The organism is Pseudoalteromonas sp. MIP2626 (assembly GCF_013414205.1).
Lineage (GTDB): Bacteria > Pseudomonadota > Gammaproteobacteria > Enterobacterales > Alteromonadaceae > Pseudoalteromonas > Pseudoalteromonas nigrifaciens.
In genome coordinates this window covers 92,841-107,885 of the sequence record NZ_JAATTW010000001.1, presented here as the reverse complement: position 1 = coordinate 107,885, position 15,045 = coordinate 92,841, and the positions used below count along the sequence as shown (strand labels likewise).

At 40.7% G+C, this 15,045-nt stretch carries 12 protein-coding genes; 9 read left to right on the top strand and 3 right to left on the bottom strand.

Annotated features, from left to right (window positions below):
• Positions 1 to 27 precede the first annotated feature (27 nt).
• Positions 28 to 1,818, bottom strand: coding sequence for an ABC transporter ATP-binding protein/permease (locus HC000_RS00465; RefSeq protein WP_179806607.1), 1,791 nt, complete (start codon positions 1,816 to 1,818; stop codon positions 28 to 30).
• 137 nt (positions 1,819 to 1,955) lie between these two features.
• On the opposite strand from HC000_RS00465, the gene HC000_RS00460 reads away from it, so the two are divergent.
• The 8 genes from HC000_RS00460 (at position 1,956) to HC000_RS00425 (ending at position 10,624) form a co-directional block, all read left to right on the top strand.
• Positions 1,956 to 2,522, top strand: a complete 567-nt coding sequence (locus tag HC000_RS00460) for a hypothetical protein (protein WP_179806606.1) — start codon at positions 1,956 to 1,958, stop codon at positions 2,520 to 2,522.
• 108 nt (positions 2,523 to 2,630) lie between these two features.
• Positions 2,631 to 4,469, top strand: a complete 1,839-nt coding sequence (secD, locus tag HC000_RS00455) for a protein translocase subunit SecD (protein WP_179806605.1) — start codon at positions 2,631 to 2,633, stop codon at positions 4,467 to 4,469.
• Positions 4,462 to 5,403 carry a protein translocase subunit SecF gene (gene secF, locus HC000_RS00450; RefSeq protein WP_179806604.1) on the top strand — a complete coding sequence of 314 codons (942 nt, stop codon included), beginning with the start codon at positions 4,462 to 4,464 and terminating at the stop codon, positions 5,401 to 5,403. Before secD ends, secF begins: the two co-directional genes overlap by 8 nt.
• 109 nt (positions 5,404 to 5,512) lie before the next feature.
• Complete coding sequence (locus tag HC000_RS00445; protein ID WP_179806603.1) at positions 5,513 to 5,989, top strand: transcription elongation factor GreAB; 477 nt, start codon at positions 5,513 to 5,515, stop codon at positions 5,987 to 5,989.
• Between the two features lie 175 nt (positions 5,990 to 6,164).
• A complete protein-coding gene (locus tag HC000_RS00440) occupies positions 6,165 to 6,668 on the top strand; it encodes a transposase (protein WP_089368219.1) in 504 nt (167 codons plus the stop codon).
• An 846-nt stretch (positions 6,669 to 7,514) separates the two neighbouring features.
• Positions 7,515 to 8,909 carry a RimK family protein gene (locus HC000_RS00435; protein WP_011328058.1) on the top strand — a complete coding sequence of 465 codons (1,395 nt, stop codon included), beginning with the start codon at positions 7,515 to 7,517 and terminating at the stop codon, positions 8,907 to 8,909.
• On the top strand, positions 8,909 to 10,066 hold the full coding sequence (locus tag HC000_RS00430; protein WP_172459230.1) for a GNAT family N-acetyltransferase/peptidase C39 family protein: 1,158 nt from the start codon (positions 8,909 to 8,911) through the stop codon (positions 10,064 to 10,066). The genes HC000_RS00435 and HC000_RS00430 overlap by 1 nt, the downstream gene beginning before the upstream one ends.
• A 42-nt stretch (positions 10,067 to 10,108) precedes the next feature.
• Positions 10,109 to 10,624 carry an MgtC/SapB family protein gene (locus HC000_RS00425; protein ID WP_179806602.1) on the top strand — a complete coding sequence of 172 codons (516 nt, stop codon included), beginning with the start codon at positions 10,109 to 10,111 and terminating at the stop codon, positions 10,622 to 10,624.
• Between the two features lie 28 nt (positions 10,625 to 10,652).
• Here HC000_RS00425 and HC000_RS00420 read toward each other — a convergent pair whose 3' ends face one another.
• Together HC000_RS00420 and HC000_RS00415 are read right to left on the bottom strand one after the other, a co-directional pair.
• Complete coding sequence (locus HC000_RS00420) at positions 10,653 to 11,888, bottom strand: EAL domain-containing protein (RefSeq protein WP_179806601.1); 1,236 nt, start codon at positions 11,886 to 11,888, stop codon at positions 10,653 to 10,655.
• 69 nt (positions 11,889 to 11,957) lie between these two features.
• Positions 11,958 to 12,968: a helix-turn-helix domain-containing protein gene (locus HC000_RS00415; RefSeq protein ID WP_179806600.1), complete on the bottom strand. Its 1,011-nt coding sequence runs from the start codon at positions 12,966 to 12,968 to the stop codon at positions 11,958 to 11,960.
• A 127-nt stretch (positions 12,969 to 13,095) separates the two neighbouring features.
• Here HC000_RS00415 and HC000_RS00410 point away from each other — a divergent pair, with 127 nt between their 5' ends.
• Complete coding sequence (locus HC000_RS00410; RefSeq protein WP_179806599.1) at positions 13,096 to 15,003, top strand: beta-ketoacyl synthase; 1,908 nt, start codon at positions 13,096 to 13,098, stop codon at positions 15,001 to 15,003.
• Positions 15,004 to 15,045 lie beyond the last annotated feature (42 nt).

Genomic DNA, 15,045 nt, shown 5'->3' with positions numbered 1-15,045 from the left:
AGTCTTTATACGAGCAATTGTAATGGTTTATGTGTTTTTTGCTTGTTCTTGCTGCAATTGCCACATTTGCGCATATTGGCCGTTAAGGGCTAGTAACTCAGAATGTGTGCCTTGCTCAAGAAGCTCGCCTTTATGCAATACTAAAATATTATCGGCATCGATTATGGTTGATAAGCGATGGGCAATCACTATGCTGGTATGGTTTTGTGTGACAGTGCGCATAGCCGTTAAAATAGCTTGCTCGGCATGGGAGTCGAGGGCTGAGGTGGCTTCGTCAAAAATTAAAATAGGCGATTTTTTTAAGATTGCGCGGGCAATGGCTATGCGTTGTTTTTCGCCGCCCGACACTTTTAAACCACGTTCGCCTACTAAGGTTTTATCGCCTTTATCAAGGCTGTTTATAAACGCTGTTAAATGCGCCATAGCAATGGCTTGATCTATTTCGGCCTCGCTGGCTGTTGGCCTGCCATAAGCAATGTTTTCGCGTATTGAAGTATTAAATAGCACGGTATCTTGCGGCACTATGGCTATAGCTTGGCGTAAACTGTGCAAAGTTACGGTGTTTATAGGTTGCTTATCTATAGTGATACTACCAGATGACACCTCATAAAAACGATACAAGAGCCTAGCTAATGAGCTTTTTCCTGCGCCACTTGTACCGACTATTGCTACCTTAGTGCCGGGTTTTACGCTAAAACTAACATTGTTAAGAATAGGGCGGTTAGCATCGTAACTAAAGCTTACATTGTTAAAGCTAACCTCACCTTTAGTGAGTGTTAGTAGTTGTGATGCAGGAGTGTCGGCAATGTGTGGTTTTTTGTTGAGCAGCCCGAGCATGTTTTCAAGGTCGGTAAGGGCGCGTCTTATTTCGCGATATACAAAGCCTAAAAAGTTAAGCGGTAAAAACAGTTGGATCATATACGCGTTTATCATTACGAGTTCACCAATGCTAAGTGTACCGGTTACTACTTCGCTTGAGCCTAACCACATAAGTGCGGTAATGGCGCTGGCTATAATTAACGCTTGCCCAGAGTTTAGTGCCAATAACGACATGCGGTTTTTTAATCGGGCTTTTTCCCAGCGTGCTAAAAAGGTGTCGTAGGTGCTGGCTTCAAACTCTTCATTGTTAAAGTATTTTACTGTTTCGTAGTTTAGTAAGCTGTCGATAGCGCGGGTATTACTTAAGTTGTCGGCGGTGTTAGCTTCGCGAATAAAGCGATTGCGCCACTGGGTTACGGTTACTGTAAAGGTAATATATATGGCAACTGCAAGTAGGGTTATAAGCGCAAACCAGATAGAAAACAAAGTGCCAAAAATTAATGCAACAGTAAGAATTTCAAATAGAGTAGGCACAATGTTAAACATTAAAAATCGCATTAAAAAGCTCAAACCGCTGGTGCCACGCTCTATATCGCGACTTATGCCACCGGTTTGCCTATTTAAATGAAAAGCCAGTTCAAGCGAATGCAAATGCTTAAACACCTTTAGGCCTATGTCGCGCATGGCGTGTTCGGTAACTCGCGAAAAAACCGCATCGCGTATTTCACCTAAAAACACGCTGGCAAAGCGCAGTGCACCGTACATAATAAGCAGTAGGGTAGGAATAAAAAGCACTGGGTGAATAGATTTATCAACGCTATCAATAATTTCTTTTAGTGCCCACGGCATAAGTAAAGTAGCACCTTTAGCGCCTACCAGTGCCATAGCTGCAATAAAAACTCGCCCTTTAAATTGTGTTATATACGGCCAAAGTGTTTTTATACTTTGGCGCAGGTTCATTGCGTCGGGGCGTTTTACTGAGCTTTGTTTAGAGCGCATGAATGATCTCGGTTTTTATAATGGGTATAAATTGCTGTGGATTTAATTTTTCATCAAGCTAAATACTTAATTAGACTATTGTATTTTAAATAGCTGCCCTTATATACTAGTAATCCTTAATTAAAGTTTGAAAATTGATGTTTAAATTTCGTTTGTTTTTAACTGCATTTTTGCTTATTACTGCACTTTTTAGTGCATGTAGCGAAGCCGCGCCAGTTAAACATGGTTTAAACACTGCAAATTCTACTTTAATATCTGCTGCTTTTTCAGCAGCTCCTTTCTCACTAGATACTACTTCATTAGATGCTACTTCATTAGATGCTACTTCATTAGATGCTACTTCATTAGATGCTACTTCATTAGGTAATGTTTCATTAGGTATAAGTCACCCCTCCATATTAGTTAAAGTATTGCATGCTAAACAACAAACTAAGCCTAATAAAACAGCGTTTGATGCACTGCAACCTAGGCTAACTGCCAGTAATTCATCGTTGTTTTTATTTAGTGCGCAAACAGAGCCTGAATACGACGTTATTTATGAGTTTTTTATTCATACGCTTGCAAGGCAGTTTTATTTACAACCTAAAGCTATAAGCACGGCACTACCTTGGTATACGGTTGTTTCTAATAGTAAAAAGTCTCGTATTAGTGGCTGGAAAGAAGCTAACTTACTTTACAGCGCTACCAACACTCATCACGCTTAATTTCCTTATTTAATAATTAATAGGTTTTAACTTTTAAAGTTTTAGCTTGCAGATTAATTGTGCTTTTTTAAGCGCTTATCAGCTAGTTGCTGATAGTAAGGAATAACAATGTTGAGTTTTAAAAATAATAAAAAGCCGTTTATGGCTAAATTTAAATTAAGCACCTTTGCTATGTTGGTGGTATTACTGCTATTGGCAATAAGTGCGTTACCTAATTTATATCCAAACCAGTCATGGTTGTATGTTAGCGCAGCCCCACACACCGAAATACAAACACCCCCGAGCACCAATACCCTAGTTACATTTTTAAATGAGCAAGGCTTAAATGTGGCGCAAGCGCATGAGTCGCAAGCAACAATAAATGTGCTGCTTAACGAGCCTACAAAAAGTGCCCAGGCACAAGCGGCTATAAAAGCGCAATATGCAAATACTCAGGTTAAAATTGTGGAGCGTGCTACCAGCCCAAACTGGTTACAAAGCTTTGGACTTTCGCCAATAAAGCTTGGTCTAGATTTAAACGGTGGAGTGTTATTTGTACTTGATGTAGATTTAGATAAAGCCATTGATGAGCAATTAGTGAGTGTGTATCAGCAAGCTAAATCAATCATAATTAAGCAAAAGGCACATGGAGTAAAAGCGCTGCAAACTCAAACTGGGTTTGAAATAAATGCTCTACCTAATGCAGCTGATAAATTACCCTCTGTTATTAAAGAGCTGCAAAGCCGCTTTGCTAACTTAGCAGTAGTAACAAACAATAATGGCACAGTTAAAACGGCGCAATTTAGTTACTCAGAGCAAGGGCGTAGCGCGTTTAACAAAGAAGTAATGAGCCAAACTCTCACAACTCTACGTTCGCGAATTGAAGAGCTGGGCATAACCGAAGCGGTAACGCAGCGCCAAGGTAAGCAGCGCATTCGTATTGAATTACCCGGAGTGCAAGATCCTACCGAGGCAAAACGCATTATTGGCGCAACGGCATCCCTGGGGTTTTATCAATTAAAAGCTGTGGGTGGGCAAACCTTTAATTTACAGACGGGCGGTACTATAAAACTCGACCCTGTGCCAATTTTTACCGGTGAGCACATTAATAACGCTCATGCTGGGCGCGACGATTGGAGCAAACCGCTAGTGCAGTTAAGCCTTGATAGCCAAGGCGGCGATGCTATGTCGGCATTTTCTAAAGCTAATATAGGTAAACCTATGGCGACGGTTTACTCAGAGTATTCGCAAAATGCTAAAGGAGAGGTAGTTAAAAAGAGTGAGGTTATTAATGTAGCCAATATTGCTCAGCACTTAAGTTCGCGTTTTAGCATAACCAATATGCAAAGCCCACAAGCCGCGGCCGACTTAGCGCTATTGTTACGTGCAGGCTCGTTAAGTGCGCCGGTTACTATAGTGCACGAACAAACCATAGGGCCAAGCTTAGGCAGCGAAAATATAAGTAACGGCTTAGCCGCCCTAATGTTAGGTATGGGTATTACTTTGGCATTTATGTCTATGTGGTACAGACGTTTAGGGTTAATTGCCAACGTAGCACTTATTTTAAATTTAACCTCATTAGTGGGTTTAATGTCGTTATTGCCTGGGGTAGTGCTTACGCTTCCCGGTATTGCCGGATTGGTGCTAACCATAGGTATGGCAGTAGATACCAACGTCATTATATTCGAACGTATAAAAGAAGAGCGCCGTAAAGGCCGCGCGCCTTATCAAGCTATTGAGCAAGGGTATAAGCAAGCATTTAGCACTATTTTTGATGCCAATATTACCACTATGATCACTGCACTTATTTTATACGGTATAGGTTATGGGCCAGTGAAAGGCTTTGCAATTACTTTGGCGCTGGGTTTAGTAACCAGTATGTTTACAGGCGTGTATGTATCGAAAGTGTTGAGCCAAAGTTTGTATTTAAAATTGGGTAAAAAAAGCGGAGTAAGTACAGATGCTTAATTATTTTTTAAAAGGCGAAACCGGCACACGCATGCGTTTTATGGGCTTGGTTTTAAGTACAGTATTAGTATTGCTATCGGTAGTAACCTTAGCGCAAAAAGGGCTTAACTTTGGCCTAGATTTTACCGGTGGTTACTTAACAGAATTTACGACTAACCAAAGTATTGAGCTAAAGCAGCTTAAAACTTTTATAGCTAAAAACCACAACGGTGAGTTTGAGCTAACAGCGCAAGGGAATAACCACTTTCAATTAAGAGAAGCGCCAGCTATTAATCAATCTGCGAGTAATAGCAGCAACGATTGGCAAAGTGCGGTAACACAAAGCACCGACATAAATGCCACGGTATTGTCATCGGCCTATATTGGCTCGCAGGTGGGCGATGAGCTATTTGAACAAGGCTGTTTGGCACTTCTAGCAGCTATGGTTGCAGTAATGCTGTATTTAGCGATAAGGTTTGAATGGCGTTTAGCCCTTGGCTCGGTAGTTGCTTTAACACACGACTTAATATTGGTGCTGGGTTTGTTTTCGCTATTACAGCTTGAATTTAACTTAACCGTATTAGCCAGTTTATTGGCAATTATAGGCTACTCACTTAATGACTCTATAATTGTTGGTGACAGGGTGCGTGAGCTATTAAGAGTTAAATTAAATGCCAGTATTAGCGTATCCAGCATTATAAATAGTGCGATTAAAAGCACCCTAACGCGTACCTTAATTACCTCAGGCACCACTTTAGCCACAGTAGCAAGTGTGTGGCTATTAGCTGGAACACCGCTGCAAGGCTTTGCTATTGCGTTATTTAGTGGCATTGTTGTGGGTACGTTTTCATCTGTTTGCATTGCCGCCACCTTGCCCGAGCTAATGGGGTTAAGTGCTAAAAACTACGAAGTGGAAATAGACAGCCAAAGCCAAGCGCTCATGGATATGCCATAAAGGCTCAAAGCATACAAATAAACAAAGCTTAGGGGCCAAACTATTGTGTTTAGCCCCCGTAGCAATGTTAAACTGCTCGCAATATTTTTACTGTATGTGTGTAAACCTCATGAACAAAGCCCACGTTATTGAACACCTTAAGTTTGCCCTAGAGGCGCAGCTTACCACCGCAAAAGTGGCCGCTAAAACAGCGCACGACACCGCCACGCACGAAGAAAACATAGCAGAAAACAAATACGATACCCTAGGGTTAGAGGCCGCCTATTTAGCCCAAGGCCAAGCGCAGCGCGTAAACGATTGCTATAAAAGCATGGAGTTATTTAAGCCCATATTTAATCAGCCAGCCAGCAGTAAAATAGCCATTGGCTCGCTAGTGTGCTTAGAGGGTACAAATGAGCAGCAAAAATGGTTTTATTTAGGCCCAAGCGCAGGTGGGTTAACCGTAGAGGTTAAAGGTTTAACGATTGCCGTTGTAACCCCCGGCGCACCACTAGGTAAGCTGTTATTAAATAAACAAATTGATGATGGCATTAGTTTAACCATTGCCGATGTAAAGCACGATTATGACATTGTAGAAATTTTATAAAATATTGGTTGTAAGCAAAGCCCATTTTTAAGCACCACAAAACGTATTTATTCCCCCTCATTTTATTGTCGGATGGCATGGCTTCGCCATTTATCCGACCTACGTCAATGTTGTATATATCCTAAATTTACGCTTTATTTATTTGATGCGCTTTAAATAATATAGTGAGAATAAAATGCAATATCGTAGGAATTATGTAAAAGGAGGGTCATATTTTTTTACTGTTAATTTGCTCGATCGTAATAAGTCGTTATTAGTTGAACATATTGATTTATTACGCGAGGCTATTCGCTTTGTTAAATTACGAAGGCCATTTTACATTGACGCATGGGTTGTGCTACCCGATCACCTTCATGCGGTTTTAACCTTGCCAGATAACGATAGTGATTACTCTGGGCGTTGGCGTGAAATTAAAAAGCGATTTTCAAAATCACTCCCAAAAACAGAATTTTTAACTCAAACAAGAAAACGTAAAAATGAGCGGGGAGTTTGGCAACGCCGCTTTTGGGAGCATACAATTAGGGATGATAATGATTATTGGCATCATGTTAACTACGTGCATTTTAACCCTATGAAACATGGCTTAGTTAGTAGGGTTGCTGATTGGCCTTATTCAAGTTTTCACAGAGCAGTTAAGCAAGGTGTTTACACGAATAATTGGTGTGGTGAAAAACCATAAATTATGTGTCGGATGGCGTGGCTTCGCCATCTATCCGACCTACAGCAATGTTTTATTGTGTAATTTCATACATATGGAATATTTAAACGTAGGTCGGATAAGCGAAGCGCCATCCGACAATCAAGCCGCATCACAATAATATTTTATCACCCGAAAGAGCCAAGGCAAGGTTATAAACACTTACCGTTCCCATAAATTATGTGTCGGATGGCGTGGCTTCGCCATTTATCCGACCTACAGCAATGTTTTATTGTGTAATTTCTTACATATGGAATATTTAAACGTAGGTCGGATAAGCGAAGCGCCATCCGACAATCAAGCCGCATCACAATAATATATTATCACCCGAAAGAGCCAAGCCAAGGTTATAAACACTTACCGTTCCCATAAATTATGTGTCGGATGGCATGGCTTCGCCATTTATCGACCTACATCAATGTTTTATTGTGTAATTTCTTACATATGGAATATTTAAACGTAGGTCGGATAAGCGAAGCGCCATCCGACAATAAAGCAGCATCACAATAATATCCCGCCATCAGGCAGAGCCAAGCCAAGGTTATAAACACTTACCGTTCCCATAAATTATGTGTCGGATGGCGTGGCTTCGCCATTTATTCGACCTACATCAATAATTTTCATCTTCACGCTAAAAATATCTCGTTTGTTAGTTTATCAAAAAGGCCTTATAAAGCAGATGTGGTTTAGGATTACCTAAACTAAAGCACCCATCTTATTAAGTGACACGCGCAATGCACCACTTAGTACGATGGGTGTTTCTATTTTTAATGCTTAATTATAAAAAATTAAGCATGCTTTTATAATTAGACTTAACTAGGAAAAGTCGTGTTTAAAACCTTAATTGTGGTTGATAACAACGAGCAAACTCTTGCTCAATCATTCGAAAATGTTATTACGTTTAATACTTACCTACGTGACTATCCAAAACGTGATGAACCTAAAACTCGCATTATTAACTTATGTGATTCAAGCCAATACTTGAGCAAAGGTTACTATTGCTCGCTACTCGCTGAAGCGCGTAAGCACCAAGTATTACCAAGTGTAAAAACAATAAATGCGTTACGTAGCGGCCAAGCACCTATGCACAATGTTGGCCAAATAGATGGCGCTCTATACTTTGGTAATGCTACTAACGATGAGCAAACAAAAGCGGCTAAATCGGTATTTAAACAATACCCGGCGCCTATTTTATTTGTTGATAACCAAGGCTTATTACAACAAGGGTCGTTATCGTCATTAGATGAGCAACAGTACAGCGATTTTGTAGCTAAGTTGAATAACTTTACCCAAACGCAATGGCGTATTACTGCGGAGCGACGTCGTTTTCGCTGGGATATGGCAATACTTGTTGATCACAATGAAAAGGTGCCACCAAGCGATAAAGACGCAATAGCAAAGTTTATTAAAGCAGCGGCTAAACATGGTATTAATGCCCAAGCATTAAGCTTTGACGAAATAGACAATATAGCCCAGTTTGATGCGTTATTTATTCGTCAAACTACAGCAATTGACCACCCAACATATCGCCTTGCTAGCAAGGCACAAAGCTTAGGTTTAGTGGTTATTGACGATGCGGAGTCTATTTTACGTTGTTGTAATAAAGTGTATTTACACGATGCGTTTAACTATCAAAAAGTACCTAGTTTAAAAACAGTGGTTGTGGCTGATCAGTCAAGCGACACCCTTGAGCAGTTAGAAGCGGCGTTTACCTACCCGTTAGTATTGAAAATGCCAGAAGGCTCGTTTTCAAAAGGGGTATATAAAGTAACAAACCGTGCTGAGCTGGAAGCTAAGTTAACTGAGCTATTTGAATTTAGTGCTTTAGTGCTTGCACAAGAATACATGTACACCGAATACGATTGGCGAGTAGGTGTGCTAAATGGCCGTGCAATTTACGCGTGTCGTTACTTAATGGCGCGTAACCATTGGCAAATTTATAACCACGATGCTAAACGTTTTTTCTCTGGTGGCTTTGAAACATTGCCAACCTTTGAGTTACCAAAAGCGGTATTAGATGCAGCATTAAAAGCGTGTAAAACAGTGGGTAAGGGTTTATATGGCGTTGATGTAAAAGAACATCAAGGGCGTGCTTATGTACTTGAAGTAAACGATAACCCAAGTATTGATCATAAAGTAGAAGACGGCTATTTAGGCGATGAGCTTTATATGATCATTATGGATGAGTTTAAACAACGCCTTGAAGCGAGGGGTCGTGGTTAATGGCAAAAGCCATGGTTGAGAGTGTGGTTAATGAACAGACTGAGCAAGTGGTTATTCGCCAAGCGCTTATCAGTGATTTAACCGCGCTTACAGCACTTGAAAATGCTTGCTTTAGTAACGACAAGCTTAGCCCGCGCAGTTTAAAGCGCTGGCTAAGTGCTAAGCACGGTATTTTATTAGTTGCCGAGCAAAATAATGCGTTATGCGGTTATGGGCTAATTTGGTGCCATAAAGGCACTCGTCTAGCGCGTCTTTATTCGCTTGCGGTATTACCTACCATGCAAGGCAAAGGCATTGCAAAAATGCTACTTATTGCACTTGAAAAAGCCACCGCAGAGCGTGGGCGAATTTATCTGCGTTTAGAAGTGGCTGTAAATAACGACAGCGCAATTGGTTTGTATAAAAGCTTAGGTTATCGGGTGTTTGGTCAATATAGCGATTATTACGACGATCACAGCGATGCGCTACGCATGCAAAAAAACATTCGTAAAACCAGTGAGCTTAAGTTAGCACGGTTAACTCCGTGGTATCAGCAAACTACTGAGTTTACCTGTGGTCCTGCGGCGTTGTTAATGGCTATGGGGAGCTTAGATGCTAGCACTGAACTGACTCAATCGCATGAGTTGTCGTTATGGCGAGAAGGCACTACTATTTTTATGACCTCTGGGCATGGCGGCTGCCATCCGTTTGGTTTAGCACTGGCGGCACATAAACGTGGTTTTAACAGCGAGGTAATTGTTAATACCCTAGAGCCGTTGTTTTTAGATGGCGTGCGCAGTGAAAATAAAAAAGTAGTATTAGCAACGGTGCATCAGCAGTTTGTAGATGGCATAACCGCTGCTAAAATACCGCTTAGTAATAAAGATGTTGAGCTTGAAGACATTGAGCGTTGGCTGAAGCAAAATTTTAGCGTGCTGCTATTAATAAGCACTTATCGGTTTGATGGTAAAAAATCACCGCATTGGGTGTGTGTTACGCATTTAGATGAGCACTGTGTGTATGTTCATGATCCGTTTTGTGAGCCAGGAAGTGATAGTCAATTGGCTATAGATTGCCAATATGTGCCCATTGCCCGCAGCGACTTTAGTAAAATGTCGGCGTTTGGTAGCCAACGCTTAAGAACAGCTGTGGCTATTGCTAAATCAAAAGATTGTTAAAATAAAATTAAACTATTCATATATGAATAACGAGGAAATTACGTGTTTTTACCTGATTTATTTGATGTAGCTCCTTACTCATGGGCTGCAATTGGTACGGCGGCATTTTGTGGCGCTATTATTGGTATTGAGCGCCAATTACGTGGCAAACCTGTGGGTATTCGTACTTCTGCGTTAATTACTTTAGGTACCTATTTATTTTTATCGACTGCGTTTAATTTACAAGGCGATGTAATTGACCACTCTCGCGTAGTGGGGCAAATAATTACTGGTATTGGCTTTTTGGGCGCAGGCGTAATGCTAGCTAAAGACGGCGCTGTGGTAGGAGTAACGTCGGCAGCAACCATTTGGGTGTTAGCGTCTATTGGTGTAATGATAGCCACCGAAAACTTGGGCGCAGCTATTAAGCTTTCTGTGCTGGTGGTCGGTATTTTATACGGTGTTGATGTGCTTGAAGCTAAGTTTAAAAGTTTAAGTAAAGGCGTGCACACTAAAGTTAAAATTTATTCTAAGCGCTATTATCGCAAAAGCGAAAATAAAACAGAGCGCCACTTATAAAGTGGCGTCTTTATAATTAAATTTATAACTAACTTAATACTAATTTTTGATGCACTAAAGCATCGCAAAGTGCTTGTGGGCGGCCTAAATAATAGCCCTGAACCTTATCGACATTTAGTTTGCGTAGGGTGTTTATTTCTTCTAGTGTTTCTATGCCTTCGGCAATAATATTACAGCCAATGTCTTTAGCAAATCCGCATAACGCTTTAGCTAATAAGTATTTACGACGATCGCTATTAATGTTTCGGGTAAGGCTAATATCAAGTTTAATAATATCTGCTTGTAGCTCCAAAATATGCTGAAAAGAAGAATACCCCGCACCAACATCGTCTATAGCTAGGCGTATGCCTTTTTTACGCAGTGGCGCGAGTGCCGTTAACATTTCATTGTAGTTGGCAATAGGAGAGTGTTCGGTTACCTCCAATACTATATTACTGCAATCAGAAATAGCAGCTAATGCATTGGCAACGGCACCACTTAGTATATGCTCTGGAGAGGTGTTAATTGACACATACACCTCTTTATTAAAATGACTCATATTGCCTAAAACATTGTTTATTGCCAACATTTCTAGGGCTTCACCTAAACCAAACTGTGCTGCTTCATCAAACCAAATGTTAGGTGTTCTATAGGGCTCAACAAAAAAGCGAGACAAGGATTCGTAACCCGAAACTTTATTTGTGTTTAAGCTATATATAGGCTGGTAGTAAATTTCAATATTGTTTGTGTTTATAATATTAAGTACGTTAGATTTAATAATTTGTTTTGCTTCATTGTCTTGTATTTGCGTATCAATAAGCTGCGAAGCCAGATCTGAAATTAAATTTAAAAACGCCAGATCACGCTTGTTTAATGTGTCGTCTTTTTGCTCGTTATAGCAGCAAAATGTGCCATAAATATCGCCGTTAGATAAGGTAATTGGCACCCCAATATAAGCGCCAATATTAAGCTTTTTAGTAACCGGCATATCGCGGGTTATACTATTTTTACTGGTGTCAGGTATTATATTATCTAGTTCATTATTGGCTAATTTATTACAGTAGGTTTCGTTTATGGGATCAAAATTACCTACTTTTACAATCTCGTTAGGGCGTTTGGTATCTACTAATTTAAATATACGTTTAGAGTCTTTAAACTCAGAAATAAAAGCAACGTCCATATCAAGGTGTTTACGAATAAGTGCTAGCAAGCGAGTTAGTCTAATATTGAGATCAGTCTCTGCTTCAATATCTAATAGTAAATTTTCGCTAAAATTTACATGCATATTTCCAACTTCCTTGTGTTTTAGTTAATGGTTTATATTATTACAGTAGCCTGACTTGTTTTTAAAGTATTAGCCAAACAATTTTTTTCTCACTACTTTACGATACTCACTGGGTGTTTGGTTCAGTATTTTTCTAAATATTCGCGTTAAATGACCTTGATCGTTATAGCCAACTTCTAACGCTACTTCCTGAATTGATAAATTTGACGAAGCGAGCAACTCTTTAGCACCTTCTACTCGTAACTGTTGCCAATACTCAATAGGGCTTTGGTTGGTAGCTGCTTTAAAGCGCCGCGTAAAAGAGCGATAGCTTAAATTAAACTGTGCGGCTACATCCTGTAAATTAAGCTCTGTTGCTAAGTTGGTTTTTAACCAAAATTGAATTTGGGCAATTAATTCATCGGGATGGCGATCAACCGCACCTTCAAGATAGCGCTGATCTTCGTAGGGTTTGCGTATTTCGTGGGAAAAATTGCGCTCAACATGCTGCGCTGCAGCTTTGCCATAATACTGGCTAATAATATGCACTATTACATCGGCTAGGGCGTTTAGGCTGGCTACGGTATAGAGTCGCTCTGATTGAGTAATAAAAAAGTCAGGCTTTAACAGTACCTTGGGGTAGTCGTGACTAAATTGTTTAGCGTAATGCCAATGGGTGGTTGCTGGGTGCCCGTCAAGTAACCCGGCCTCTGCTAGTAAACAGTTGCCAGTGCCTACACCTATAATATGGCTGCCATTTGTAAAACTTTGCCCCAGCCAAGTAACTATATTTTGATTAGTGCGTACAACTGGGCGCGGGTTTCGCCAAATACCGGGCACTATTACTAAATCGCAATAGGGGGTATTGCTGGTGGCGCAATCGGGAAGGATTGCCAAGCCGGTACGATTACTTATTGGTTCATGGTTTTTAGCAACTAAATAAATAGCGAGTGGCCTAAAGTTTTGTTTATTAATATGGCCTTTTGCAAAAGCTTCGCCCGCTCTCAACATTTCTATAGGGAGGGTTAAACTCGTTATTAATAAGTGTTGGTAAACAGCAATAGCTATATTTAATGGGGGGTTACTCTGTTTATCAGTCATATAGATGCTCCGACCAGTTAGGGTTGGCCTTTTATTCTTAATATTTGGCTATTAAAGCACAAAGCGTGGTGCGTAATCCATTTAAACTGGTGTCATATTCTTATAACACGTTTTTTAAAGGTAAATTATGACCGCATTACCCGTAATTGTAGGCATGGGAGGCATTAATGCCGCTGGCCGTACTTCTTTTCACCAAGGTTACCGCCGTATTGTGTTAGACAGTTTAAGTGCACAAGATCGTCAAGAAACGTTTTTAGGCCTCGCCACCTTGATGAATTTAGTTAGTGTTGTTGATAATCAACTACAAGACACTCAAGGTAACAATGTTGAGCAAAGCGACATAGAAGCACGTTTTGGTGAACAAATAATTGCCGGTACGCTTATTCGTAAAATCGAAAACGAACATTTTGATCCAGACGCTACCCCATGGCAGCAAAAAATGACGCTAAGCAACTCGGATGAGAATGCGATTGTGTTTGAAACCCGTGCTCGCGATTTACCACAACCGGTACCTGCAAGTTGGCAGGTAGAGCAACTCGAAGGTAAAAAAGTTAAAGTTACTATTGCCGCAGATATAGATGTTAAACACGCTTCAACTCGCGACAACCCGATTAAATCGGCAGGGCAGTTTCCTACAGGGTTTGATCCATCTGTAATGTATAACAGCCGCTATCAGCCACGTGGTTTGCAAGCAACTATTTTTGCTGCTACCGATGCAATAAAATCAACCGGGCTTGATTGGCAACATATAATGAATAGCGTAGAGCCAGACAAAATTGGTACTTATTCGGCGTCTGTTATTGGCCAAATGGATGACACAGGTTTAGGTGGCTTAGTTAAAGCTCGCCAGCAAGGCGACCGCGTAAGCACTAAGCAATTAGCGCTGGGTTTTAATACTATGTCGACCGACTTTATTAATGCGTATGTAACGGGCAACGTAGGTACTACGTTTTCAACTTCGGGCGCATGTGCTACGTTTTTATATAACTTACGCGCAGCGGTTAACGATATACAAGCAGGGCGCACCCGCGTTGCTGTGGTAGCCAGTGTTGAATGTGCTATTACGCCAGAGGTTATAGAAGGCTTTGGTAACATGAGCGCACTGGCAAACGTTGAAGGTTTGCGCCGTTTAGATAACTTAAGTAATACAGATGAGCCCGACTATCGTAAAAGTAGCCGCCCGTTTGGCGAAAACTGTGGCTTTACGCTAGGTGAAGGCGCGCAAGTGGCTATTTTAATGGATGATGCTCTAGCACTAGAGTTAGGCGCTGACATTATGGGGTGTGTGCCAGATGTATTTGTAAATGCCGACGGGATTAAAAAGTCGATTACTTCACCAGGGCCGGGTAACTACATTACTATGGCAAAATCGGCGGCACTGGCAAGTAGCTTATTAGGTAAAGAAGCCCTGCAACAGCGCAGCTTTATATTAGCCCATGGTTCAAGTACGCCGTTAAACCGTGTAACCGAGTCATTAATTTATCATAAAGTGGCACAAACCTTTGCTATTGATAACTGGAAAGTAACTGCGCCAAAAGCATATGTTGGCCATACTATTGCTCCTGCAAGTGGCGATCAGTTAGCTATAGCATTAGGTGTATTTAGCCACAATATTATGCCTGGTATTACGACTATAGATAAAATAGCCGACGATGTTTACGCTGATCATCTAGATATTAGAAACAGCCACTATGATTGCGGTGATATGGATATTGCATTTATTAACTCAAAAGGCTTTGGTGGTAACAATGCTACCGCTACAGTATTGTCTGCAAAAATAACACTGCAAATGCTTGCCAAGCGCCATGGCAAAAGCGTTATGAATGATTATGCTAATAAAAATGTGGCTGTAAAAGCAGCGCAACAAAGCTATCAATCACAAGCTGATTTAGGCCAATACCAACTAATTTATCGTTTTGGTGATGGCTTAATTGACGACAACGACATTGTTATAGATGAGCAAAGCATACACCTTCCTGGCTTTGAAAAAGCGATTGCTTTTAATACAAAAAATCCCTATCAAGACATGTTTTAAGCACACATTCTTGTTTGGTAAGGCGCTTTTCTAGCGCCTTTT

Excerpts from the sequence above, each read along its gene's own strand:
- HC000_RS00445 (WP_179806603.1), top strand. The coding sequence starts at position 5,513 with ATGAACAAAGCCCACGTTATTGAACACCTTAAGTTTGCCCTAGAGGCG.
- HC000_RS00420 (WP_179806601.1), bottom strand. The coding sequence starts at position 11,888 with ATGCATGTAAATTTTAGCGAAAATTTACTATTAGATATTGAAGCAGAG.
- HC000_RS00415 (WP_179806600.1), bottom strand. The coding sequence starts at position 12,968 with ATGACTGATAAACAGAGTAACCCCCCATTAAATATAGCTATTGCTGTT.
- HC000_RS00440 (WP_089368219.1), top strand. The coding sequence starts at position 6,165 with ATGCAATATCGTAGGAATTATGTAAAAGGAGGGTCATATTTTTTTACT.
- HC000_RS00410 (WP_179806599.1), top strand. The coding sequence starts at position 13,096 with ATGACCGCATTACCCGTAATTGTAGGCATGGGAGGCATTAATGCCGCT.
- HC000_RS00465 (WP_179806607.1), bottom strand. The coding sequence starts at position 1,818 with ATGCGCTCTAAACAAAGCTCAGTAAAACGCCCCGACGCAATGAACCTG.
- HC000_RS00460 (WP_179806606.1), top strand. The coding sequence starts at position 1,956 with ATGTTTAAATTTCGTTTGTTTTTAACTGCATTTTTGCTTATTACTGCA.
- secD (WP_179806605.1), top strand. The coding sequence starts at position 2,631 with ATGTTGAGTTTTAAAAATAATAAAAAGCCGTTTATGGCTAAATTTAAA.
- secF (WP_179806604.1), top strand. The coding sequence starts at position 4,462 with ATGCTTAATTATTTTTTAAAAGGCGAAACCGGCACACGCATGCGTTTT.
- HC000_RS00430 (WP_172459230.1), top strand. The coding sequence starts at position 8,909 with ATGGCAAAAGCCATGGTTGAGAGTGTGGTTAATGAACAGACTGAGCAA.